General features: G+C 57.4%; 26 protein-coding genes. 16 read left to right on the top strand and 10 right to left on the bottom strand.

What is annotated here, in order from left to right:
• Positions 1-2 precede the first annotated feature (2 nt).
• Complete coding sequence (locus tag Z946_RS0100240) at positions 3-1,118, bottom strand: acyl-CoA dehydrogenase family protein (protein WP_025053742.1); 1,116 nt, start codon at positions 1,116-1,118, stop codon at positions 3-5.
• Positions 1,115-2,281, bottom strand: coding sequence for an acyl-CoA dehydrogenase family protein (locus Z946_RS0100235; RefSeq protein ID WP_025053741.1), 1,167 nt, complete (start codon positions 2,279-2,281; stop codon positions 1,115-1,117). Before Z946_RS0100235 ends, Z946_RS0100240 begins: the two co-directional genes overlap by 4 nt.
• 139 nt (positions 2,282-2,420) lie before the next feature.
• Between Z946_RS0100235 and Z946_RS0100230 the strand changes: the two genes are divergently transcribed.
• Positions 2,421-3,419, top strand: coding sequence for an NADPH:quinone oxidoreductase family protein (locus Z946_RS0100230; protein WP_025053740.1), 999 nt, complete (start codon positions 2,421-2,423; stop codon positions 3,417-3,419).
• Between the two features lie 7 nt (positions 3,420-3,426).
• On the opposite strand, the gene Z946_RS0100225 is transcribed toward Z946_RS0100230, so the two are convergent.
• Complete coding sequence (locus Z946_RS0100225; RefSeq protein WP_025053739.1) at positions 3,427-4,080, bottom strand: histidine phosphatase family protein; 654 nt, start codon at positions 4,078-4,080, stop codon at positions 3,427-3,429.
• Between the two features lie 39 nt (positions 4,081-4,119).
• Between Z946_RS0100225 and Z946_RS0100220 the strand changes: the two genes are divergently transcribed.
• The 3 genes from Z946_RS0100220 to Z946_RS0100210 are packed head-to-tail and all read left to right on the top strand — an operon-like array spanning position 4,120 to position 7,035.
• Positions 4,120-5,124 (top strand): NADP-dependent oxidoreductase, encoded by a 1,005-nt coding sequence (locus Z946_RS0100220; RefSeq protein WP_025053738.1) that lies wholly within the window; start codon positions 4,120-4,122, stop codon positions 5,122-5,124.
• 10 nt (positions 5,125-5,134) lie between these two features.
• A complete protein-coding gene (locus Z946_RS0100215) occupies positions 5,135-5,605 on the top strand; it encodes a MaoC family dehydratase (protein WP_025053737.1) in 471 nt (156 codons plus the stop codon).
• Positions 5,606-5,634: 29 nt separating this feature from the next.
• A complete protein-coding gene (locus Z946_RS0100210) occupies positions 5,635-7,035 on the top strand; it encodes a hypothetical protein (RefSeq protein ID WP_025053736.1) in 1,401 nt (466 codons plus the stop codon).
• 36 nt (positions 7,036-7,071) lie between these two features.
• On the opposite strand, the gene Z946_RS0100205 is transcribed toward Z946_RS0100210, so the two are convergent.
• Entirely contained in the window at positions 7,072-8,283 is a 1,212-nt protein-coding gene (locus Z946_RS0100205) for a replication initiation protein (protein WP_025053735.1), read from the bottom strand.
• 519 nt (positions 8,284-8,802) lie between these two features.
• On the opposite strand from Z946_RS0100205, the gene Z946_RS0100200 reads away from it, so the two are divergent.
• The 4 genes from Z946_RS0100200 (at position 8,803) to ggt (ending at position 13,744) form a co-directional block, all read left to right on the top strand.
• Positions 8,803-10,203, top strand: a complete 1,401-nt coding sequence (locus Z946_RS0100200; protein WP_025053734.1) for an AAA family ATPase — start codon at positions 8,803-8,805, stop codon at positions 10,201-10,203.
• Positions 10,187-11,278 carry a ParB/RepB/Spo0J family partition protein gene (locus Z946_RS0100195; RefSeq protein WP_025053733.1) on the top strand — a complete coding sequence of 364 codons (1,092 nt, stop codon included), beginning with the start codon at positions 10,187-10,189 and terminating at the stop codon, positions 11,276-11,278. The genes Z946_RS0100200 and Z946_RS0100195 overlap by 17 nt, the downstream gene beginning before the upstream one ends.
• 97 nt (positions 11,279-11,375) lie before the next feature.
• Entirely contained in the window at positions 11,376-12,050 is a 675-nt protein-coding gene (locus tag Z946_RS0100190; RefSeq protein ID WP_025053732.1) for a nitroreductase, read from the top strand.
• 104 nt (positions 12,051-12,154) lie between these two features.
• Positions 12,155-13,744, top strand: coding sequence for a gamma-glutamyltransferase (gene ggt, locus Z946_RS0100185; protein ID WP_025053731.1), 1,590 nt, complete (start codon positions 12,155-12,157; stop codon positions 13,742-13,744).
• A gap of 38 nt (positions 13,745-13,782) precedes the next feature.
• Here ggt and denD read toward each other — a convergent pair whose 3' ends face one another.
• Entirely contained in the window at positions 13,783-14,748 is a 966-nt protein-coding gene (denD, locus tag Z946_RS0100180) for a D-erythronate dehydrogenase (protein ID WP_025053730.1), read from the bottom strand.
• Between the two features lie 249 nt (positions 14,749-14,997).
• Between denD and Z946_RS0100175 the strand changes: the two genes are divergently transcribed.
• From Z946_RS0100175 to Z946_RS0100155, 5 genes are read left to right on the top strand one after another with little or no spacing between them, the layout of a single operon-like run.
• Positions 14,998-15,759, top strand: a complete 762-nt coding sequence (locus Z946_RS0100175) for an SDR family oxidoreductase (protein WP_025053729.1) — start codon at positions 14,998-15,000, stop codon at positions 15,757-15,759.
• A complete protein-coding gene (locus Z946_RS0100170; RefSeq protein ID WP_025053728.1) occupies positions 15,756-17,552 on the top strand; it encodes an IlvD/Edd family dehydratase in 1,797 nt (598 codons plus the stop codon). The genes Z946_RS0100175 and Z946_RS0100170 overlap by 4 nt, the downstream gene beginning before the upstream one ends.
• A gap of 18 nt (positions 17,553-17,570) precedes the next feature.
• On the top strand, positions 17,571-18,419 hold the full coding sequence (locus Z946_RS0100165) for a fumarylacetoacetate hydrolase family protein (RefSeq protein ID WP_025053727.1): 849 nt from the start codon (positions 17,571-17,573) through the stop codon (positions 18,417-18,419).
• The gene (locus tag Z946_RS0100160; protein WP_025053726.1) at positions 18,412-19,335 is read left to right on the top strand and encodes a 2-hydroxyacid dehydrogenase; all 924 of its coding nucleotides are present in this window, start codon (positions 18,412-18,414) and stop codon (positions 19,333-19,335) included. Before Z946_RS0100165 ends, Z946_RS0100160 begins: the two co-directional genes overlap by 8 nt.
• Before the next feature lie 17 nt (positions 19,336-19,352).
• Complete coding sequence (locus tag Z946_RS0100155; protein ID WP_025053725.1) at positions 19,353-19,943, top strand: LysE family translocator; 591 nt, start codon at positions 19,353-19,355, stop codon at positions 19,941-19,943.
• Between the two features lie 29 nt (positions 19,944-19,972).
• Here Z946_RS0100155 and Z946_RS0100150 read toward each other — a convergent pair whose 3' ends face one another.
• Positions 19,973-20,179 carry a ParD-like family protein gene (locus tag Z946_RS0100150; RefSeq protein WP_025053724.1) on the bottom strand — a complete coding sequence of 69 codons (207 nt, stop codon included), beginning with the start codon at positions 20,177-20,179 and terminating at the stop codon, positions 19,973-19,975.
• Positions 20,180-20,264: 85 nt separating this feature from the next.
• On the opposite strand from Z946_RS0100150, the gene map reads away from it, so the two are divergent.
• The 3 genes from map to mazF all read left to right on the top strand — a co-directional run bounded on the left by map (position 20,265) and on the right by mazF (position 21,790).
• Positions 20,265-21,119, top strand: a complete 855-nt coding sequence (map, locus tag Z946_RS0100145; RefSeq protein ID WP_025053723.1) for a type I methionyl aminopeptidase — start codon at positions 20,265-20,267, stop codon at positions 21,117-21,119.
• Positions 21,120-21,219: 100 nt separating this feature from the next.
• Entirely contained in the window at positions 21,220-21,462 is a 243-nt protein-coding gene (locus Z946_RS0100140) for an AbrB/MazE/SpoVT family DNA-binding domain-containing protein (RefSeq protein WP_025053722.1), read from the top strand.
• 1 nt (position 21,463) lies between these two features.
• Positions 21,464-21,790, top strand: a complete 327-nt coding sequence (gene mazF, locus Z946_RS0100135) for an endoribonuclease MazF (RefSeq protein ID WP_025053721.1) — start codon at positions 21,464-21,466, stop codon at positions 21,788-21,790.
• 153 nt (positions 21,791-21,943) lie between these two features.
• Here the strand turns inward: mazF and Z946_RS0100130 are convergent, their stop codons facing one another.
• The 4 genes from Z946_RS0100130 to Z946_RS0100115 are packed head-to-tail and all read right to left on the bottom strand — an operon-like array spanning position 21,944 to position 24,388.
• Positions 21,944-22,438 carry a DUF6505 family protein gene (locus Z946_RS0100130; RefSeq protein WP_025053720.1) on the bottom strand — a complete coding sequence of 165 codons (495 nt, stop codon included), beginning with the start codon at positions 22,436-22,438 and terminating at the stop codon, positions 21,944-21,946.
• Between the two features lies 1 nt (position 22,439).
• On the bottom strand, positions 22,440-23,144 hold the full coding sequence (locus Z946_RS0100125) for a biotin/lipoate--protein ligase family protein (protein WP_025053719.1): 705 nt from the start codon (positions 23,142-23,144) through the stop codon (positions 22,440-22,442).
• On the bottom strand, positions 23,141-24,196 hold the full coding sequence (locus Z946_RS0100120) for an Mrp/NBP35 family ATP-binding protein (protein ID WP_025053718.1): 1,056 nt from the start codon (positions 24,194-24,196) through the stop codon (positions 23,141-23,143). The genes Z946_RS0100125 and Z946_RS0100120 overlap by 4 nt, the downstream gene beginning before the upstream one ends.
• Positions 24,197-24,388, bottom strand: a complete 192-nt coding sequence (locus tag Z946_RS0100115; protein ID WP_025053717.1) for a DUF6494 family protein — start codon at positions 24,386-24,388, stop codon at positions 24,197-24,199.
• Between the last annotated feature and the right edge of the window lie 10 nt (positions 24,389-24,398).

Raw genomic sequence — 24,398 nt, 5'->3', positions numbered from 1 at the left:
GTTTAGAATCCTCTCGCTGCGGCGACCCGTTCGGCGTGGTAAGAGTAATCCCCTAACCATTCCGCCCCGACCCGTGCGCGTTTCATGTAAAAACCCATGTCATAGGCATCGGTCATCCCGATACCACCGTGCATCTGTACGCCTTCGATCACCGCAAGCTTGGCTGTCGCAGTTGCCTTGGCCTTCGCCAGCGACACGGCCATGCCCGCATTTTCCGGATCTTCGTCCAGCATCCGCCCCGCGTTCAGGATCGCGCTCGCCGTGACTTCGGTCTCGCACCACAAATGTGCCGCGCGGTGCTGCAAGGCCTGAAAGCGTCCGATTTCGACACCGAACTGTTTGCGCTCTTTCAGGTACTCAACCGTCATTTCGAAGGCCCCCGCAGACAATCCGGCAAGCTCTGCTGCCAATGCCGCCTGACCAGCCTCAAGCGCAGGTTTCAGAACCGTCATCGCCTGATCCACAGTTCCCAGAACATCGTCCCCGGTCGCTTCAACATCACTGAATTCGATCCGCGCCGTATCGCGGGCATCGATCATATTGGACGCTGTCCGCTCGATACCCGCACGGTCCGCCGGAATATCAAACAGGGTCAGCCCCTCGGCCGTGCGGGCCAGCACCAGCAAACGGTCCGCCAGCGCGCCGTCTACAACAAACTGCTTTTTCCCGCTCAAGCGAAAGCCATTGCCATCCGCTTTGGCTTCCATCTGTGTCGCATCAGGGTCGAACTTGACCCCTTCATCCACCGCCAGCGCGTAGGTCGCATCACCCGCTGCAATCCGGCCTAGCGCCTCTTTGGCGCGCGCATCGCTGACCTGCCGCAGCGCTGTCGCAGCAATCACAGCGGTCGATATAAACGGCGACACCGCCAGCGTCTTGCCCATCTCGCGTGCAATAACATTCGCGGCGGCGAACCCCATATCGGACCCGCCCGCATCTTCGGGGACCAGCACGCCGGCCCACCCCATGTCTGCCATCTCTTTCCATAGCGCTGCGTCATGCGTCACGCCGTTGTCGCGCATTTCGCGCAATTTAGAGACAGGTGCAGCACCATCAAGAAACCCGCGCGCCATGTCGGCCAGCATCGTCTCTTCTTCGCTCATCACTAGTTTGCTCATGCCGGCAACCCCAATACACGTCGTGATACAATCGACAGCATCACCTCGGATGTGCCCCCTTCAATCGAATTCGCTTTCGTGCGCAGCCAGTCGCCTGCGCGGTTGCCCAAAGGACCGTCCCACTCAAGCGCATCGGACCCGCCCGCAGACATCATCAGCTCGTGCCGCTGCTTGTTCAACTCTGTACCCATATACTTGAGCATCGCAGACGCATCGCCCGCGCCCTGCCCCGCTTCGGCCTGATCCTTGTACCGCTCCAGCGTCAGCCCGATCGACAGCGCGTCAATCTCGCAACGCATCGCATCAGCCCGCAAGGTCGCATCCATCTCTTCGATGGTGTCAGAGATCACCGCACCCAAGGCACGACCACCGCCGGACAGCCCCGCACCACCACCGGAAATCATCTCGCGCTCGTGGGTCAGCAGATATTTCGCCACATCCCAACCGCGATTTTCTTCGCCAACAATCTGATCCTTCGGAATCACCGCATCGGTAAAGAACGTCTCGCAGAATGGGGAAATACCCGAGATCATCTTGATCGGCCGCGTCTCTACGCCTGCCTGCTCCATGTCACACAGCAGAAATGAAATCCCCTTGTGCTTGGGTGCATCGCGATCCGTGCGCACCAGTGCAAAAATCCAGTCAGCCTTGTCCGCGTATGAGGTCCAGATTTTCTGCCCGTTCACCAACCAGTGATCGCCCTTGTCCTCGCCTTTGGTCTGGACGTTCGCCAAATCGGATCCCGCACCCGGCTCGGAATAGCCCTGACACCAACGCACTTCACCGCGGGCAATCGGCGGAAGATAATGCAGCTTTTGTTCATGCGACCCGAAATGCAGCAACGCAGGTCCAAGCATCCAGATGCCAAAGCTCTGCAAAGGCGAGCGCGCATCGATACGGCCCATCTCTTCGTGAAATACTTTTTCCTGATCGCGGCTCATGCCAGCGCCGCCGTATTCGACCGGCCATGTTGGTACAGTGTATCCCTTGGCCGCGCACCGCTCCAACCAGACCTTCTGCGCATCGGATGAGAATACCCAATCCTTGCCGCCCCAGCAGATCGCATCTTCCACAATACCGCCGTCGCGCATCTCTTGCGGGCAATTCGCCTCAAGCCACTCGCGTAGCTCCAGACGGAATTCCTCTATGCTGTTCGCTGTCATTTCAAAATCCTCCCTTGGGACGTCACGTCAGTTTGCGGACATCCATTCCGCTGTGCAGAATGGCGACCCGAATTGCGATTGACAAGACGCGACGCCACGTCTCACTTTCCAACGAAACGCAAACGGGAGGATGCAAACCATGAAAGCGATGCTGAGCAAAGAAGTCGGTGGCCCTGAAACATTGGTGCTAGAAGACATGCCAACGCCGGAGCCGGGCAAAAAGCAGGTGCGCATCCGCGTGCATGCTGCAGGCGTTAATTTCCCGGACACGCTTATCATTCGCGACATGTACCAGATGAAACCGCCCCGTCCCTTCGCTCCGGGCGGAGAGATCGCAGGCGAGGTCGAGGCTGTGGGCGAAGGTGTCTCTAACCTATCGGTTGGGGACCGTGTGTTGGGTATGACCGGCTTTGGCGGCTTCGCCACACATGTGGTGGCCGATGCCGACCGTGTTATCAAAATTCCAGACAATATGCCGTATGAAGAGGCCGCGTGTTTTGTGCTGACCTACGGCACGTCGCACCACGCGTTGAAAGATCGTGCAGGCATTAAAGAAGGCGACAGCCTGCTGATTCTCGGTGCCGCAGGTGGCGTGGGCGTCGCCGCGATCGAACTGGGTAAAGCAGCGGGTGCACGCGTAATTGCCGCGGTGTCGTCAGAGGAAAAAGCGCAATTCTGCCGTGACCTCGGTGCGGATGAAACGATCATCTACTCCCGCGATATGTCGGACAGAGCCGCGCAAAAAGAGTTCTCCAACCAGATCAAAGCAGCCGCTGGCGGCGATGGTGTCGATATTGTCTATGATGCTGTTGGCGGTGATTATGCTGAACCGGCTGTGCGAGCGTTGGCATGGAAAGGCCGATTCCTTGTTGTGGGATTCCCGGCAGGTATTCCAAAAATCCCGCTGAACCTCACATTGCTGAAGGGCTGTCAGATTGTCGGCGTATTCTGGGGTGCCCATACCGCTCGCGAGCCGCAAAACCACGCCGAAAACATGGGCGATCTGTTCCGCATGTATGGCGAAGGCAAGATCAAGCCGCGCATCTCGGCCAGCTATCCCTTGGCACAGGCGGGAGATGCCCTGAACCTGCTGGCAGACCGCAAGGTTCTGGGCAAAGTTGTGGTGACGATGGACTAGCGACGTGTCAGTCGCGAAGATGGGTCACATCGTTAAAACCGCGCAGGATCATGCCGTTTGGTCCCACCACCAGACGGCTGATCGACCCGTTGTCCGCACCATTGAATGCAAACGCGGGCGACCCTGTCGCAATCGCCAAAGCTGCCGAAACAACACCGCCATGCACCACAACCGCAACCAGTTCATCCGCATGCGCAGCGGCAACCCGCTGCAACCCGCGCTTGACCCTTGCCTGCAACGCGGCGGTGGTTTCCGCGCCGGGGATCTCTCCCCATTCCTCACGGTCGCGGGCACGCAAAAACGCAGGGTCGTTCTCAGCGGCGCGGAACCGGTATTCGCCCCCGTCCCAATCCCCCAAAAATACCTCATGCAAATCGGGATCGATCCTTGGTGCCAACCCCAGATGCGCCGCCAAAGGGGCCGCCGTCTGATGCGTCCGCACCATCTTGGTCACGTAAATCGCCGAAATAGGTTCTGCTTTCAGGCGCTCACCAACACGCAGCGCCTGCTTTTCTCCGACCGGCAACAACGACGGATCACCCTGCCCATCGACCAGCGGAAACATCTGACCACGCACCGCTTCCTGCGTCTCACCATGCCGGATGAGCAGCAAATCCGCCGCACCCTTTGGCGGCTGAAACCGATGTTGACGACCAGACATAACTCTCTCCTCTAATTTCCCAGCAATAGGACACATCCCATGCAAAACCGCCAGATACAGATCGCAGAACTCCCCACCGCCGAACTGACGCCCGACCACTTCAAACTTGTCGAAGCGGACATGCCAAAAGCGGGCGACGGTGAAGTGCTGCTCAAAGTCATTCTGATGTCGATTGATGCGGCCAACCGTTCATGGATGAAAGGTGCGACCTACCGCGCCGCCGTTCAGGCCGGTGATCCGATGCCCACCTATGCCATCTGCGAAGTTGTCGAAAGCAACAGCCCGAAAATCAGCGTCGGTGATATCGTAGCAGCTGAGGCCACGTGGTCCGATTACATCGTCGCCAAGGGGCACAGAGTGGAAAAGCTCCCCAAGGTAGAGACACTTTCCCATCTGATGTCGGTTTACGGCATTGCAGGCAAAACTGCCTATCACGGTCTGATGTCCATCGGTAATCCGGTGGCAGGCGAAACCGTCCTTGTCTCGGCTGCTGCGGGCTCCGTTGGCGGATACGTCGGCCAGATCGCCAAAGCGCTCGGGTGTCGTGTCGTCGGGATCGCGGGCGGCCCCGAAAAATGCAAATGGGTCGAAGACGAGATGGGCTTTGACGCTTGCATCGACTACCGCGAGGCGGGTCTGTCCAAGGCATTGGCCGCGGCCTGCCCTAACGGCGTTGATGTCTACTTCGATAACGTCGGCGGCAAAATCCTCGAATCCTCGCTCAACTTTATGAATGAAAAGGGCCGCGTTGTGTGCTGTGGCGCGATCAGCCAGTATGACACCGACAACCCTACCGGCCCGCGCAACCTGCCCGGTGTGATCGTGGTTAAACGCCTCAAGATGGAAGGTTTCATCGTGATGGATTTCGCCCATAATGACGCCAAATGCGTCCGCGCCATGCAGCATTGGGTGGGCACCGGCCAGATCAAGGTCACCGAAGACATCGTCGAGGGGCTTGAGAACGCACCGCAGGCTTTGATCGGTCTGCTTGCTGGTGACAACAAGGGCAAGCGGTTGGTCCGTGTCGCCGCTGACCCGTCCTGAGGAGGCACCAATGTCATCACTCGCAACCGCAATCGAGACATCACAAAAGCTTATCGGCACCGAGGTCGGCGTCTCAAACTGGATTACGGTCGATCAGAAGATGATCGATGAATTCGCCAAGACAACGCATGACGAGCAGTGGATTCACGTCGATCCCGAACGCGCCGCCAAAGAAACACCTTTCGGCGGGGCAATCGCCCACGGCTTCCTCACGCTGTCTCTGGCCAGCCGCTTTGCATATGACTGTTTCTCCATGATGGAAGGTCAGGTCATGGGCATCAACTACGGGATGAACAAGCTTCGCTTTCTGATGCCCGTCGTCGCGGGCAGCCGTCTGCGGGGCCGCTTTACCCTTGTGGATGCCAAAGCCCGCGATGCCACCAGTATGCTGCGGACAAACACCCTCACGATCGAGATTGAGGGCAACGAAACCCCTGCCCTTGTCGCCGAGTGGCTGGGGCTAGCCGTCTTCAAGGACTAGGCGCGCACCAACAACAAAAGGACGCCCCCATGCAAACCGACTATCTGATCTCTGGCGCGGGGGCGACCGCCCTGTCTTTTCTGGACGTACTGCTTGCCGAAACCGATGCAACAGTCACAATCGTCGACCGGCGGGATGCGCCCGGTGGTCACTGGAACGACGCTTATCCTTTCGTGCGCTTGCACCAGTCCGCCAGCTTCTATGGCGTGAACTCGCGGCGGCTCGGGCCAAAGCGTACCGCGGATCAAGACCACCTCGCCCCTCATTACGAGCTGTCGACCAAGTCCGAGATCCTCCATTACTTCCACGATCTGATGGAAAACACCTACCTGCCCACCGGCCGCGTGACGTACTTTCGTATGTCCGAACATCTGGGTGACGGTCTGGTGCGTCACCTCGTCACCGGCAAAGAAACACAAATCAATGTGGCCAAAAAGATCGTCCATGCTGGCAGATGGGGCGACATGGGCAGCATCCCGGCGACCCATACGCCGAAGTTTGACATCGCCACTGACGCGACGCTGATCCCGATCAACGATCTGCCGGCATGTGCCGCAAACCACGATCACTTCACAGTCATCGGCGCGGGCAAAACCGGCATGGATGCCGCTGTCTGGCTTCTGGAACAAGGTGTCGATCCCGATAAAATCACTTGGGTCCGTCCCAATGACTACTGGTTGTTCAACCGCGAACACATTCTGAACCATCCCGCCTTGTTCAGCACCGTCGTCGGCGCATTTCTGGGGGAATTGGAAACGCTCGGATCAGTCTCTACTGTTGATGAATACTGCGCCGCGATGGAAGCGCGCGGCGTCTGGCACCGCATAGACACCGCCATCACGCCAACCAAATTTCATGCCGCCGTTGCCTCCCCGCGCGAGATCAGCATGCTGTCCACTATCAAGAACGTGGTGCGCATGGGTCATGTCACGCATATCGAAAACGGCAAGATGACCTTGAAAGAGGGCACCGCCGATTTGCCCGACAACTCTCTTTTCATAGATTGCACCGCAACAGCGGGGGTTGTCATGGGTGCCCAGCCTCCGGTCTTTGACGGCGACACAATCAATCTTAACCTGATCCGCCCGTTCCAGCCCCTGTTCGGCGCCGCCCTCATAGCTTTTCTCGAGGCGAAGGTGCCCGATGATGCAATACGTGCAGCCTGTACTCATACCGTGAATTTTCACGATACACCTGCGCAGTACATTGCAGAAATGTTGCCCGCGATGATGAACCAGGGTGCCTGGTCCAAGGTGCCCCCCGTCAAAGACTGGATGGACAAGACGCGATTGCAAGCGATGAACCATCTGATGTTCGGCTACGATCCGTCTGACAAGGAAATGGTGGATATGCTCTCGCGGTTTGGACCGGCAGCAAAGGCCGCTGTGGGCAACATCCCCCGCATTCTTTCAAACAGCGCCACTGCGTGAATTTCAGGGCACCGAGATCCAAGCAACGGTGGTCTGTTAGCCCTGAACATCATCCCCCAGATCAGCAAAGCTGTCCGGAACCATTTCCTGCCAGAACCCCTTAATAGAGACTGTATTAAGCGCGGACATCCAGCCATGGCGCTCAAAGTCGGCCCTCGCCGCATCATCCTCGATCATCGACATAAACAACCTGCGATCCGCGTCCCTTTGCGTCGGCGTGCGCGCCGCCACAAGGTCACGCACCCGCTCCAGAATACGTGCCCTTTGCGAAGAGACAGGCGCCGTCGCCGCCTCCTCCGCATAATCCTCGCGCAACGCTGCTGACAGATATCCGACCGGATTTTTAACATCGCGCTGTTTGCCGACATAGGCAATCTTGCCTGCAAGATGATCCTCTCCATGCTCAGCAATCCATTGCCGCGCCAGACGATCGCTGACCCCCAATGCGCGAAGACGGGCATAGACATCAGACCGGCGCACCCCTGCCCCGTCGTCCAGATCAAGGATCGCAAGCTGCGGGTTCTCTGAAATCCTGAACCGGATATCTGTGACTGCCCGACCACGTTTGCGGATCTCCGGCACCACCACGATGTTCGAGGTCTTGTTCACCTCTGCCACAGCCGGCTTGATAATCTTCGCGTTGAGATGTTTGTACACTGCGTAATACTCGCTGTCCTCCACCCCCATCAGTCGGCGGAACAGGTCAAGCGACCACCAGCCCGTGCTTCCCGTGCGCACAAAGCGATAGCAGTTTTCATACAGCGCCAATGCGTGCCCACTGGTGAACCGCCGCTGAATATTCAAATTGATCAGGGCAAATACCTTGGGGTCATTCAGTTTTGCGGCCAGCGCTGGTGAATAGGCATATTCACAGACACCACCTTTCAGCTTGGCATAGCTCAACAAGCTGGAAACACCCCATTCCTGTTGCCCTTGGTCATCCAGCATATCCCATTCGGCAACAGTCTCTGCGAGGCCGCGCAGAGACGCCTTGAGCGTGTCCATATCATTGGAGTTGTATCCAATCATCAGGCACAGCGTCCGGGCATCAATCATATGCACTTGGGACGTGGTCAGAGTGTCATAGGCGTTTAGCAACAGAACATTGCTCAGTTTCCGCTGGAGGAGGGACAGCTTTCCCGACACATGGATCGCAGCAACATGTTTTTTGACCGACCCGCGCCTCAGAACGCCGGTCAGCTTGTCTTTGGGTATATCACTGAAACGATCTTTTTGCTGTACTGCCATGTCACCGTCCTGCCCGCTGGATTTTTATCCAGTCTATGGAACCACCATGCGCGAAAAGGCACCCGCAAGCAAGCGTCCTCTAGGTACCTATATGCAGGAGCCCTTCAGCGTCACAGGCCAGACGAAAGGTGCCAATTTACGGGATCACCGTTTTGCCATCGACAGCTATAAGGCTCTAACAGGAAGCTTTGAGAGCCTATTTTGCGTGAAACCGCAGATCGGTACGGTTCAACCCGCGAATCGGTACTCTTGAAACTGTAAACGGGTCCTTTTCGTCCTGCGTTTGGTGACCTTTCGTACCGTATTCAGGACCCCAAAATCGCGTAATCCACTGCTTAGAATGATTTTTTCAGCTGCAAAGTTCTTAAAGAACTCATAGATTCTTACAATATGTCTGTGTGGTCTCGTTAAGAATCTTATGGAAAAGACTGAGTTTGCTCATTCCAGATTAACATCAAAGATACGATGTGTCATAAAACAGGCGATAGCCGCAAAAGACGCGCACATGATTGAGGATTTATGGCTTCTACACCCAAACCCCCTCCCCCGCCCTACTTCAACATCGATCCCGCAAAAGCGGCGGCCGGTTTGTCTGATCCTATCGACACGGCGCGATTCGCGAAAGCCGCAGCTTTCGCTGCGAAGGGCCGTGATGATCTGGCAAAGCGTGGATATTCCCCTGACGGCAAAAAGCATCTGCGTAGGTTCTCGACCTGGGAAATCTGCCGGTACCTGATAGATGTGGCTCCGGCGCATCTACGGCGGGTACTCAAGTCCCATCCTGACCTTCCTCAGGGAACGGGTGAAGCAGGCAGCAAGTGGTTCACGCTTTCGGAAGTTCTGATACTTCGTGAACATTTTGCGACTGAAGGTGCATCGAACAAGCAGTACAAATCGTGGCGGCCGGAAGGGCTTCCAGCGAAAGTTGTATCTGTTGCCAATTTCAAAGGCGGTGTGGGCAAAACATCGACCTGCGCACACCTTGCCATGTCCGCCGCATTGGATGGCTACAAGGTTCTGGTTATCGATCTCGATTCCCAAGGATCGCTCACGTCCATCATGGGCGGTACAGTACCCGATGAATGGTCGACTGCGTTCCCTTTGATGGCAAAGGATTTCGCGCGGCATCTACAAAGTGAAAATACCGTTCGACGTGCGCGCGGTGCGGTAGAGCTGCCATTCGACGAAACCCTGACCGAAAGCTTGCAGGTTTCGCCGCGAAACCTCATCCAAGAAACCCACTGGCCCAATATTGATCTGATTGGGGCCCAATTGAACCTCTACTGGGCCGAATTTCAGGTCCCTGTCTGGCGTATGCAGGTCCGGTCCTGGCCCCTTTGGGATGCTTTGACCAATGCACTGGAATCCGAAGGTATCCTCGACGAATACGACATCGTTCTGATCGATACGCCGCCTGCCCTCGGCTATCTCACGATTAACGCCCTGGCCGCGGCGGATATTCTGTTGGTCCCCTTGGGTGCATCCTTTCTTGAGTTCGACTCGACGGGTCGCTTTTTCGACATGCTCTATTCCACATTTGCCAGCATCGAAGAGGGTGAGAACCGGATAAGGCGGCAGGACGGGCTGCCTGAAATGAAGTTTGAATGGGATGCTGTACGCGCCTTGATAACCCGGTTTGACGCCAGCCAGCAGACCGATTTGGCAAATGTCATTCAGGCCTACTTCGGTGATTTCATGACCACCTACCGGCAGGAAATTACGGCGATGGTCGGGCAGGCAGGTGAGCAGGTGAACGGAATTTACGAGGCGGACTATCGGGAGTTCAACCGTGATACCTATGTGCGGGGCCGTGAAGCCTTTGACCGGACGTGGGCGGAAGTGAAGGAAGTCTTGCTGGGGACGTGGTGGCGGGACCTTGAGGCGGCGAAGAAGGAGGCTGAGGATGGCAAAGAGACGTAAGCTGGAGGCCCCGTCGGCCGAAGACATGAACAGGATCGAGGCGGAGTTTCGCCGCGAAACCCCAATGAAGCACCTTGGCGCTCCGATTGCGCAGGTTGCGGCAGATACGGCTGACGCGTTTGAATCTGGCACTCCTGACCAGCGGCGGGACGAAGCGCAGGCGGCGGCCTACCGCGATGCGGAAGAGCAGGGCAGGGTGATCCGGCAAATCGCGCTTGATGAGATTGAACCGGTTTCAATTCCCCGGGACCGCACGGTGTTGGACAAGGAAGCGTTGGAAGAGCTTGAGTATTCCATCAGTCTTCATGGCGTCCGTTTGCCGATCGAAGTTTATGAGGTCAAAGGTTCAACAAATGCTAAACGCTACGGTCTGTTGTCGGGCTATCGCAGGCTTGTGGCACAACAGAACCTCTATGCCCGTGGCGGGCATGAAAAGCTTGCTCGTATAAACGCCGTTGTCCGTGACCCCGACCAAATGGGCGGTGCGTTTGTTGCGATGGTTGAGGAAAACGAAATCCGGCAGGACCTGAGCCACTTTGAGAGGGGCAGGATTGCCGCAATCGCCGCACAGCAGGGGGCTTTTGCGAACACCGAAGCTGCCGTAGCTGAGATGTTCGCTGCCGCGTCGAAAGCGAAACGTAGCAAGATACGGTCCTTTGCGATGATCTTTGAATTGCTGGGCGATCTGCTGCATTTCCCGGAAGCTCTGCGCGAAAAGGACGGATTGCGTCTGGCGCAAGGATTACGGGCAGGTGCAGAGCCGCGATTGCGCGAGGTTCTGGGCGCCCAAACAGCCGCAGATGCCAAAAACGAATGGGCGCTGATTGATGCTGTTCTGTCGGAGCAGGGCGACGCGACCACTGATCCCAAAAGGGGCGGCCGACCGCGCGTCGCCTTGCCCAAACCGGGCTGGTCCGGAACTGACACACTACACACATCGACCGGCGTCACGATGCGCAAGGAAAGCGACAGCAGCGGGTATGTCATTCGCTTCAGCGGCAAAGGTGTGTCTGACGGGCTGATGGAAATGCTGATGCGCGACATTCAGGAGAAACTGGAGAAGGGCGGGTCGTGACGCTTTTGTGACGGCGCGTCATTCCAGTGTGCAGGGCTGGCGCGAAAAACAGCCAAAGGCTAGCTTCGGGGAAACCTACAAAAGAGAGCCTGAAAAAATGAACCTAGATCAAGCGATGCAGGAACGGCGGTCGATCCGCGGGTTTCAGGACAAGCCGGTGCCACGTGCGCTGCTGGAGGAAATCATCGCACTGGCCAACCGCGCCCCGTCTTCAATGAACACACAGCCTTGGCATTTGCACGTGCTGACAGGGGAGCCGTTGGAGAACGTGCGGGAAGGCAACTCAACACGCATGATGTCGGGTGTGCCGCCGGTCCGCGAGATCGTCGATCACGGTGCGTATGAGGGGCCACACCGCGACCGTCAGGTCGGTATCGCCAAACAGCTTTTTGCGGCAATGGGGATCGAGCGGGAGGATAAAGAGCGGCGTCAGGATTGGGTCATGCGGGGCTTTCGACAGTTCGACGCACCGGTTTCTATCGTGGTGACCTTTGACAAATCACTGGATGGCGGCACGATTGCGCATTTCGATCTGGGGGCAGTCACCTATGGTCTGGTGCTGGCCGCCTGGTCGCGGGGCCTTGGCGCGGTGATCAACGGGCAGGGGATCATGCAATCCCCCGTCGTGCGCGAGCATGCGAACATTCCTGACAGCGAAGTGATTATGACCTGTGTGGCACTTGGTTGGCCTGATGAAGATTTTGCCGCGAACGGAGTCGTTTCGACCCGCCGTGACGTAGATGACGTGGCAACATTTATAGGCTTTGATTGAGTTAAGTGTCTGAATACAAAAGAAAATGAACCTTTTTTCTTTCTGTTACTGTTTTCGTCTGAAAGACAGGCTAGTTTGACCTTAAAATAAAAGGACATCCTATCATGCGCGACTTTCACGACCCCAAACGCTCTCCGATTTATGCTGCAAACGGTGCATTGGCCACGTCGCACCCTCTGGCGACACAAGCCGGTCTTGATGTGCTCAAGCGGGGCGGTAATGCGGTAGATGCAGGCGTGACTGCGGCGGCGGTTCTTGCGGTGGTCGAGCCGGCGATGACAGCAATCGGCGGGGATGGTTTCGCGCTGATCTCAAAGCCGGGACAGGCGCTTTATGGTTTGAACTCCTCGGGGCGTGCGGCGGCGGCGTTGTCGACCGAAATGCTGATGGGTCAGGGCTGGTCCGAGATGGATGATGCCAGCCCGCATGCAGTAACGGTTCCGGGTGTTGTGAAGTGTTGGGAAAGCCTGTTGGCATCCCATGGTACCATTGGCATGGAAGAAGCCTTGCAGCCTGCGATTGCCGCAGCGGAGCATGGTTTTGTCGTTTATCCCCGTGTCTGGAGCGATTGGACGGAATGTGTACCCAAACTGACTGCTCAGGGGGCAGGGGGCCAGCATTATCTGGTTGGTGGGACGGCGCCCAAGATGGGAAGCATTCACAAGCTGCCTGCGCTTGCGGCCACGTTGAAGACCATCGCGGCGCAGGGGGCCAAAGGGTTCTATGAGGGCGCGGTTGCGGCCGATATCGTGGCAGAGTTGCGTGCGCGCGGCGGCGTTATGACCGAGGAAGATCTGGCAGGTCACAGCGCTGATCCCTGTACGCCGGTAAGCGCCGCGTATCGCGGAATTGATCTGGCAGAGCTGCCGCCGAATGGCACTGGCATCACGGCGCAGATTATCCTGAATATGCTGGAGCTGTTCGATTTGTCCGCGCTTGATCCGCATGGGGTTGAGCGGTTCCATCTGGAGATCGAGGCGTCGCGTATCGGTTACGCCATTCGGGATGCGCATGTGGGCGATCCGGCGACCATGGGTGCCGATGTGCAGGCGTTGATTGATAAAGCGTGGGCCAAAGGGTTGGCGGCGACGATTGATGCGTCAAAGCGGAATGCAGAATTGCCATCCGCCGATCCGAATTTCCAAAGCGATACGATCTATCTGTCCTGTGTCGATCGTGACGGCATGGCTGTGTCGCTCATCAACTCGGTTTTCAAGGGGTTCGGTTCCGGCATTGTGACAGATAAGACGGGGATTACCCTGCAGAACCGTGGTGCGGGTTTCCGGGTTTTGCCGGGACATCCAAACACGATTGAGGGCGGCAAGCGGCCGTTGCATACGATCATTCCCGCGATGGCGATGCAGGGCGACAAGCCCAAGTATTGCTTTGGCGTCATGGGGGGGCAGTACCAGCCGACGGGCCATGCGCATGTGATAACCAACATGGTCGATTTCGGCATGGATCCGCAGGAGGCGCTGGACAGTCCACGCGCGTTCTGGCGTCCTGACGAGGTGTTGGAGATTGAGCCGACGCTGGGACAGGATGTGCTGGACGGGTTGGCGGCGAAGGGTCACAAAGTTGGCTTTACCAAGTCACCGCATGGTGGCGGGCAAATCATCGAGATTGACCACGAGAACGGTGTGCTGATTGCAGGCTCTGATCCACGCAAAGACGGTTGCGCGATGGGGTATTGAGCCTGCCGCACTAAGTATCGTGCTTGGTTGGTTGGGCTTCAGCCTGTCAGATCGTCTTCTATGTAGACACGGATGATCTCGTCGAAGCTGCTTTCGGCCTCAAAGCCGAGCGATAGTGCACGGTCGGGGGCGAAGTCTTGCGGCCAGGTGTTGACGATCGCCATGATGGCGGGATCGGGAACATGTTTGACGAGATCGACGACGTCCTGACCTGCCACGCGGCGCAATGCTTCGATTTGTTCGGCCACGGTGCAGCTGAAGCCGGGCAGGTTGAGCGCGCGCCTTCCTTCTAGAAGATCAGTGTCTAACTTGGCCGCATGGGTCAAAAATCGCGCTGCGGCACGCGGGCTGGCGTGGACGTTGCGCACGGTATCGGCCACCGGAAGCACGGCTTCGACGCCGTTTAATGGTTCACGAATGATGCCTGAGAAGAACGAAGACGCGGCGGCGTTCGCTTTGCCGGGGCGTACGCAGATTGTGGGGAGGCGCAGAGACAGACCGTCAATGAAACCTTTGCGGCTGAAATCTCCGACCATCATTTCACAGGCTGCCTTTTGCGCGCCATAACTGGTTTGCGGGGCGGACAGGAAATCATCGCCGATCTTGTCGGGGTAGGGGCCGCCGAAGACGGCGATGGAGGATGTAAAGACAAGGCGCGGACGGTAGCTGCTTCCTGACGCCAGATGTTCGCTGCGCAAAGCGCTGAGAAGGTGCCATATCGCCATCATATTGACGTTCCAGCCTAGTTCAAATTCGGTCTCGGCCTGACCGGATACTACGGCAGCAAGGTGGAAGACGACATCGGGCCTTTCGGCAGCAAGCATGCGGGCAGTGGCGGGATCGGATATATCACCGACGACGGTTTTCGCAGGCACGCCAGCGGGGGGGAAGGCGCGGTCAAACAAAGTTACATCGGCGGCCGGGAAGATGTCATGGTCGACAATCCGGCGTGCCAGTTTCTGGCCGATCATCCCGCCACCGCCCAAAATAAGTATTTTCGTCATGTCAGCCGCTCCGCCTGAGTATCATTTGCTGTCACCACGATAGGCGCTGGCGGGCGCATGTGCCAAGCCGTCCTTTTTAAAAGCGGGGCAGGGAGCATATGGTCAAATCGCGGCCCCTGACTTACGCTACTGTTTAAGCGCTAACAGACCGCATTCGTCAAAGGGTCTGGTGTCACGTCATGGGATGAGATCTGTGGCATCATACAAGCAGGGATTTTAGCGTTTGTGCGGGGGGAGAAGGATTTTAACGTGGTAGGCCAAAGGCTTGAAGGAAAGCGCGCGCTTGTGACCGCCGCAGGGCAGGGCATCGGGCGCGCAAGTGCGATTGCGCTCGCGAAAGAAGGGGCCCGCGTATTTGCGAGTGATGTGAACAGCAAAGCGCTGGCGACGCTGCGGGACGAGGGCCATAGCGGTATCGAGGTGTTCGAACTGGATGTTTGTGACGGCCAAAGCGTGAAAGACGGCGTGGCGCGCGCAACCCCTGAAGTTCTTTTCAATTGCGCCGGATTTGTGCATCACGGCAGCGTTCTGGACGCAAAAGACGAAGAGATAGAATTTGCCTTGGACCTGAATGTGAAATCCATGATGCGCACGATCCAGGCCGCACTGCCCGGGATGGTGGCACGCGGCACTGGATCTATCATCAATATGTCGTCTGCCGCAGGGTCGGTCATCGGCGCGCCGAACCGGTTTGTTTATGGCATGACCAAAGCGGCGGTGGTCGGATTGACCAAATCGGTCGCTGTGGATTTCATCAAGGACGGCATCCGCTGCAACTGCATCTGCCCCGGCACGGTCGAAAGCCCCAGTTGGCATGACCGTGTAACAGCACTTGGCGAAGAGTTGGGCAGTTACGACAGGGCAATGGAACAATTTGTGTCGCGGCAGCCCATGGGGCGTGTCGCGCGCGCCGAAGAAATAGCAGCGTTGGTTATCTACCTAGCCAGCGACGAGAGTGCCTTTACCACCGGGCATGCCCATATCATAGACGGAGGCTGGTCAGGCCAATGACAAAGATCACCAAAGACGATTTGCGGTCGCGCAAATGGTTCATGAACCCCGATAACCTAGAGATGACCGCGTTATATCTGGAACGGTATCTGAACTACGGGCTGACGCGCGAAGAGCTGCAATCGGGCAAGCCGATAATCGCAATTGCGCAGACGGGAAGTGACCTTTCGCCCTGTAACAGACACCACATCGAGCTGACAAAACGCGTGCGCGACGGAATTATCGCGGCAGGCGGTACGTGCATCGAAGTTCCGGTGCATCCCATTCAGGAAACGGGCAAACGGCCAACTGCTTCGTTGGACCGGAACCTTGCATATTTGTCCTTGGTAGAGACGCTTTTCGGCTATCCGCTTGATGGTGTGGTGTTGAACATCGGCTGTGATAAAACCACGCCTGCACTTTTGATGGCGGCGGCGACGGTGAACATTCCTGCGATTGCGCTGAGCGTTGGACCAATGCTGAACGGTTGGTGGAAAGGCGAGCGGGCAGGGTCTGGCACGGTGATCTGGAAGGCACGTGAACAGCTTGCGGCGGGTGATATAGATACGGATGAATTCATGGAAATTGCTGCCGCCTCTGCGCCTTCGGTCGGCTATTGCAACACCATGGGCACGGCCACCACGATGAATTCGCTGGCCGAGGCTTTGGGCATGCAACTGCCCGGGTCGGCCGCGATCCCTGCGCCCTACCGCGAACGCGGACAGATCAGCTACGAGACCGGTAAACGGATCGTTGAAATGGTCTGGGAAGATATGCGTCCGTCTGATGTGATGACACGTGAAGCCTTCGAGAATGCCATCGTGATCAACTCGGCGATTGGCGGTTCTACGAACGCGCCGATCCACCTTAATGCGATCGCGCGGCATCTGGATGTGCCGCTGGATAACAACGACTGGCAAAAGCACGGGCATGATGTGCCGCTGCTGGTGAACATGCAGCCGGCCGGCAAGTATCTGGGCGAGGATTATCAGCAGGCGGGTGGTGTACCTGCCGTTGTCGGTGAGCTGATTGCAGGTGGATTGCTGCCACATCCGCAGGCCATCACCGCCAATGGCAAAACGATGGCCGAGAATTGCGAGGCTTTGCGATCCAAGAACAGGGACGTTATCAAACCTGCGAGTGACCCTATGAAAGAACAGGCGGGGTTCCTGAACCTTACCGGCAACCTGTTCGACAGCGCGATTATGAAGACCTCTGTGATCTCGCCTGCGTTCCGGCAAACGTATCTCTCCAATCCTGATGATCCTGATGCGTTCGAAGGTCGGGCGGTCGTTTTTGACGGACCAGAGGATTTCCATCACCGCATTGATGATCCGGCTGAAAATATCGATGCAAAGTGCATTTTATTCATGCGTGGGGCAGGGCCCAAGGGATACCCCGGTGCTGCGGAGGTCGTGAACATGCGTCCCCCGTCCTACCTAATTAAACAGGGCGTTGAGGCATTGCCGTGTATTGGTGACGGGCGGCAGTCCGGGACCTCTGGTTCTCCGTCGATCCTGAATGCCTCTCCCGAAGCGGCGGATGGTGGCGGGCTGGCCTTGTTGCAGACTGGCGATGCCGTGCGCGTCGATTTGGGCAAAGGGACGGTGGACATGTTGGTGCCGCTGGAAGAGCTGAATGACCGCGCTGCAAAACTGCTGGCGAACGGCGGCTATGATATGCCTGCCAGCCAGACGCCGTGGCAGGAGATATTCCGCGAGAAAGTCGGGCGTCTGGATCACGGCATGACCCTTGAGGGGGCCGACCAGTACCGTGATATTGCGCGTAAGTTTGAGCCGCGCGACAATCACTGATCTTGAGGGGATAAGGCTATGAAACTATTGCGATACGGTGAGCATGGGGCCGAGAAGCCGGGGCTGCTGGATAATGCAGGATTGTTGCGTGATCTGTCCGGCCATGTGGATGATATCACAGGGGATGTGCTGGACGACGCCACATTGGACAGGTTGCGGGCGTTGGGCCCGTCCGAGCTGCCGATTGTCGAGGGTGAGCAGCGCATCGGCGCTTGTGTTGGTAACATCGGCAAGTTCCTGTGCATCGGTCTGAACTATTCCGATCATGCGGCGGAAACAGGGGCCGCCATTCCCGAACATCCGATTTTGTTCTTTAAGGCCAATTCAGCGATTGTTGGTGCCTATGACGATGTCGTCATGCCGCGCGGATCGACCCATACCGATTGGGAGATCGAGCTGGGTGTCGTGATTGGTAAGACGGCGAAGTATGTCGCTGAAGCGGAGGCCTTGGATCACGTGGCGGGCTATTGCATCGTCAATGATGTATCGGAGCGGCATTTCCAGAACAACCTGACGGGGCAGTGGACCAAGGGGAAATCCTGCGACACTTTCGGTCCGACGGGTCCATGGCTGGTGACGCGCGACGAAGTGGGTGATCCGCAGAACCTTGATATGGCGCTTGATGTGAATGGGGAGCGGCGGCAGACGGGCAATACCTCGACCATGATATTCACGGTCGCGCAGATTATTGCGCATCTCAGCACGCTGTTCACGCTGCATCCGGGGGATGTGATAACTACGGGTACGCCGCCGGGTGTGGCGCTGGGGATGAAACCGGAACCTGTGTTTCTCAAGAAGGGGGATGTTATGGATCTGACGATAGAAGGCCTTGGGCATCAGCGGCAAAGGGTGGATATCGATGCCTGATCTATTGCAAATTGGCGGCATCACCGAAGAGATGCGCACGCGGCTGGCCGCAGCGTTTACCATCCGACAGCTGGATGATTTCGAGCCGGAGAAGATCACCCATGTCGTGACCAATGGACATGCAGGCATTGACCCCGATCTGATGGCGCGGCTTCCGAACCTCAAGGTGATCAGCGGGTACGGTGTTGGCTATGATGCCGTTGATGCGGACGAAGCCGCGCGGCGCGGCATCATTGTGACGCATACTCCCAACGTACTGAACGAAGAGGTTGCGACCACGGCCATATTGTTGTTGCTGGCGTGTTACCGTGAGGTGCTACGCGATGACGCTTACGTACGATCGGGTGCGTGGGAAACGGGGGGCAATGCGGCTCTGACCCGCAGTGTAGACAATCAAACGGTCGGTATCGTTGGGCTGGGCCGGATCGGCCAGGCGATTGCCGAAAAGCTTGCACCGTGGAATACGAAAGTGCTCTACCATGCGCGCAACCGCAAAGATGTTGCGTACAGATATTACGAAAACCTCACCGAGATGGCGCATGACAGCGATGTGCTGATTTGTATTACGCCGGGCGGGCCGGGCACGCACCAGATCGTCAATGCCGAAGTCATGGAAGCACTTGGGTCTAAGGGTACCCTGATCAACGTCAGCCGTGGCTCTGTTGTCGATGAACAAGCACTGATCGAAGCGCTGGAGACGGGCAAGCTGGGCTGGGCCGGACTGGATGTCTTTGAGAACGAGCCACAGGTGCCGGAAGCCTTGCGCGCGTTGCCAAACACCGTCCTGCTGCCGCATGTGGGAAGCGCCACTGTCGAGACACGCAGCGCCATGGGGGCACTGACAGTCGATAATCTTTTGCAGCACCTCAAGGACGGCACTGTGATCAGTGCTGTGCCTGAATGTGCGCATCTTTAGAACCGGCGTAATGGCGGATGATTGAGTTTGTCATCGCCGTTTTCTTTTTGCTAATCACGCCCGGGCCCGGCGTGTTGACCACTGCCGGGATTGGTGCGGCCTTCGGGTTTCGTGCAGGGTTTCGCTTTGTGGCGGGGCTTTGTCTGGGCGGGTTCATCACGATGATGATGGTGGTGTCCGGTTTGGCCGCCGTGGTTTTTGCCGTACCCTCATTGCGGACCGTTCTGCTTTTTGCCTCGGTGGCCTACTTGGTTTACCTCGCCTGTCGTATCGCGAGTGCGGGATCCAAGATCGGATTTGCGCCCGCCGAGGCTCCGCTCGGGTTTCGCAACGGGCTGGCTTTACAGTTCATCAATCCCAAAGCCTATGTCGTCGCGACAACGCTCTTTTCTGGGTTTGCGTTTCTTCCGCACTCGCCTTTGCTTGAAGTGGTCGCGAAGCTGGTGCTCTTCAATCTGATATGGGTGCCGGTGCACCTGATCTGGCTCGCGGCCGGTGCCCGCGTGCGCCGCATGAACCTCAGCCAACGTACCCAGCAGGTGATCAACATCGGAATGGCTGTGTCGCTGCTCTTAGTGGTCTGTGTGGCGCTGCTGGCGTCAGGGTGAGTTCAAGCAAGATCCACTTCGATGGCTGCTTATTCTGCCGCAACATCCGGTAGGGTCACATCGGCTCCCTTAAGCTCCCGGGCGACAATCTGGTTGAACGTCATGTTCGGGTTTGTTTCAGCAAGCATGCCAACCTTTATCCAGAACTCAGCCTGCGCATTGATAGACCGGCACATCACAGTGCTGGCCTTGCGGATATCTTCGTGCAGCCCGTCGCCAATTTTTACGATGCCCATTGATGCGCTTCCTCAAGGTGAATATACGAAACATACACGATTCGTATATCACACAATCCGTCGCAGTAAAGAATTAGGGTGGCAAATGAACAGCTATATCAACGTTCCGCTTGCGCCTGCCGCGAAGAACGCGCGCAGATCCGCGAGTATCAAGCTTTATGGGCCTGATGCCTTTGAAGGGATGCGCCGCGCAGGTTCTTTGACCGCTGCCTGTCTGGACGGAGTGGCCGATCTGATCCGCGCCAATGTACCGCTTGCGGAGATCAACACCTACGTGTTGGATTTTGCCGCCGCACATAATGCGACACCAGCGACGCTTGGCTATCAGGGGTACAAATACGCCTGCTGCACCTCGGTCAATCATGTCGTCTGCCACGGCTTTCCGAATGAAAAGAAGCTGCGGGAGGGGGATATCGTCAATGTTGATGTGACCTTGATCTGCGATGGCTGGTACGGAGATTCAAGCCGCATGTACGTCGTTGGAAAACCGAAGCGCGCGGCAGAGCGGCTGATTAAGATCGCGCACGAGGCGATGATGCAGGGGATAAGGGCCGTCCGACCCGGCGCGCACCTGGGTGATATCGGACACGCGATCCAGTCGTTTGCGCAGTCCGAACGATGTTCGGTTGTCCGCGATTTTTGCGGTCATGGTATCGGACAGGTTTTCCACGATTCCCCGAATATCCTGAATTTCGGCAAGGCGGGGGATGGTGCGGAATTACGCGAAGGTATGATCTTTACGGTCGAGCCGATGATCAATCTGGGTACTGGCGAAGTGAAGATGCTGGCAGACGATTGGACGGCGGTTACCCGTGATAAATCCCTGTCTGCCCAGTTCGAGCATTCCATCGGTGTCACCGCAGATGGGTGCGAGATTTTTACACAGTCAGCAAAGGGTCTGCATGCACCGGGTGTTGAGATCAGCGGAGACGCTTTCTAGCCGCTAGTCGTGCAAAAGAGATGATATATTACCAATGTATCGACAATGTTGACACCTCTTCGCCTCACTCCTATATTTCGGCAGACCTAGGGGATGACAAATGCGTGTGATTGTTAAGAAATGGGGCAACAGTGCCTCTGTCCGGATACCTGCCGCTGTTATGCAGGCGGCAAAGCTGACGCTCGACACGCCTGTTGATGTGCGCGAAGAAAACGGGCGCATCATCATCGAGCCGGATCAATCGCCTGAGTTTCTGCTGGATGATTTGTTGGATGGGATCACAAGTGAGAATGTTCACGAGGTGATCGAAACGGGCGAGCCTTTGGGTCAAGAAACGCTCTGACATGGCTTACATCCCGGATGCCGGTGACATTGTCTGGTTGCAGTTCAATCCGCAAGCAGGACACGAGCAAGCCGGTCACCGTCCGGCGCTTGTCTTGAGCCCGGCGAAATACAACAAGATTGGCCTGATGCTTTGCTGTCCGATGACGACCAAAGTGAAGGGGTATCCGTTTGAAGTGATCATCCAGGGATCGCCGGTCAGCGCAGCACTTGCCGATCAGATAAAAAGTCTGGACTGGAAAGTCAGAAACGCCAAGCGGAAAGGCAAGGTTACTTTAGCCGAGCTTGAAGAAGTCCGTGCCAAGTCCATAGCTTTGGTTCGAGGCTGAGGCTGGCTTAATGGCGGATGCTTCTGTCGGGGATGGTACTGAAAGATACACCCCAAAAATTTCGAAGAGTCTCGTGGAAACTTGTAATCTATCTTATGTTACTTTTCACCGCGAAGCCCGCCAACCAAACCTCCGACTTCTCGCCCGAAAGTCTCAGTGGTGGTGTGGATCTTCGTCGAGGGAGCCGTGGATCGCGAATTGATCCAGTCCTGCGTCGCGCTTTTCGATGCTGCGGAAGCCTTCCTTGACGCCTGCGTCCGTCAATTCGCGTGCGACTGTCAGCAAGGTGTTGGGGTCCTGACCGTCGCATAGTTCGACCATATGGCGCAGTTCGTCTTCGGCAACGCCGGTGGCGGCTTCGATCGAGGGGGCACCGTACATCTGCACGAAGTGCGCGGCGAGGTCCGTCTTGAGCTGTTCGAACTCGGCCGGTTCAATCTGGGTGACAGCGACAAAGGTCACGCGGCCGAAGGTTTCGACACCCAGCCAGCCATTGCTGAAAGCCTGACGGGCCTTGCCGCTCAGATCGGCCTCTGACCAGTTGGAGAATTCAAAGCCGCCCGAAATGCACCATTCACCGGTGCGGGCGGGCATGTGGAACACGTTTCGGTCGCTTTCATCAAAGTGGATTGCGCGGGCCAGCATCATGTTATGTCGCCTCCAACAGGGTACTCAGGGGGATCAGGTGGGTGGTTTCCGTATCGCGCAGCAGTATGCCAAAGCGTTCGTCGACACCCAGATAGGTGCCGGAAAGATCGGCCATTTCGATGTCTTCGCCGATACCATGCGCCAAACCGCGCCATTCCTTGTGCAGCGGGCCGGAGCCTTGATCCAGCCAGGTATTGATACCCACAAGCGTATGTTTGACCCAGCTTTCCAGCAGGTCGTCTGCCTGAACATCTGCACAGCCTTCGGCATAAAGTGCGGTTTGGTCGGGGGTGTCGCCGGGCGCATCGCTGTCGGGCCAAAGCGGTAGGGTTAGTCCGACAACCAGCCATGCCGGCTCCGCCTCCGGATCGTTGTCCGATGCTGCAACGCGCAGACGGCCACAGGACGCGCCGTTGATGCGCAGCCCTCCGTCCCAGTCGAGATGTACAGCGACTTCTGGTGGAGCCAGTGCACCCAAAGCGTTTTGAAATCCGACACCGCACAGGGGCAGCATTGTCATGGCATCCGCCAGCTCGACCTCGGGGGCAAAGACGATTGCGCCTTCGAGTGTGTTGCGGCCCAGATTATAGACAACCAGCCCCGCATCGCATCCGCGCACGGCTTCCATGCAGGCCTTGTCGAACGGGTCGATCGCCCCTTCGACGGCAAGGCCGCTAAAGACAGGTGGAAAGCTCGGAGTGCTCATGCTTTGCCGGCTTCGATCAGGGATTTCGCAACGGTGCGGAAAGCCTGCGCCTGCGTGCTGTCGGGCTTGGAAACCACGATGGGTGCGCCGCCGTCAGCTGCCAGCCGGATGTCCAGATGCAACGGGATTTCGGCAAGCAGAGGCACGCCCAGCTTTTCTGCCTCTGATGCTACGCCCCCATGCCCGAACACATGTTCTTCGTGACCGCACTGAGAGCAGATGTGCGTGCTCATGTTTTCGATCATGCCAAGGATGGGTGTGCCCATCTGGTTAAACATGTCGATGCCTTTGCGGGCATCCAGAAGGGCCACGTCCTGTGGGGTCGAGACGATAACCGCGCCGTCAAGATGTGCCTTTTGCGCGAGCGTCATCTGGACGTCACCCGTGCCGGGCGGCAAATCCACGATCAACACATCCAGTGCGCCCCATTGCACTTGTGTCAGCATCTGCTGCAAGGCCCCCATCAACATCGGACCACGCCAGACTACGGCCTGATCCTCGTTGGTCATCAGGCCGATGGACATCATCGTCACACCGTAGTTGCGCAGGGGCAGGATGAGTTTGCCATCAGGGCTTTGCGGACGTCCCGAAACGCCCAGCATGCGCGGCTGTGAAGGCCCGTACACATCCGCATCAAGCAATCCGACACGCCGTCCTTCGGCAGCCAGCGCACAGGCCAGATTGGCCGCGACGGTTGACTTGCCCACGCCGCCCTTGCCGGAGGCCACTGCGATGATGCGGTCCACACCCGGCACTTTTTCCGGGCCTGCGGGTTCGGGCGCACGGTTCGGTTTGAGATCGGGTGGCGGTGCTTTCTTGCTGTGTGCCGTCATCACGATGGAGACAGAAGTCGCGCCGAGTGCGGCCAGTTGCGCTTCGGCTGCGGCTTTGGCGTCCATGAACGGTTCGGGGCTGTCCACTTCCATGACGAAGCGCACAGCGCCTTCATCCACGTTCAGGGCACGGACCAGACCGGCCTCGACCAGATCCACACCGGAAGGGGCAGTGATGCCTTTAAGACAGGCCAGAACGTCTTCGCGGGTAAGCGCCATTCACGCGCCCTCGATCTTGCCGGTGACTGTGTGTTCAAGCGCGATGCCGTCAATTGTCAGCACCATCTTTGCGTCGAAGGTTTTGCCCTCGGTGGCGTCTGCATTGCGCATCGCTTCCTCGATCGCCTGTTGGGAGGTCACCCCCACCTGCTTGAGAAACTTTCGCATCGACATGTTAAATTCGTCGCTCATGGTGGTGCTC

The organism is Sulfitobacter noctilucicola (assembly GCF_000622385.1).
In the GTDB taxonomy this organism is placed as follows: domain Bacteria; phylum Pseudomonadota; class Alphaproteobacteria; order Rhodobacterales; family Rhodobacteraceae; genus Sulfitobacter; species Sulfitobacter noctilucicola.
The sequence above is the reverse complement of the archived record's forward strand: the minus strand, read 5'-3'. Positions and strand labels throughout refer to the sequence as shown.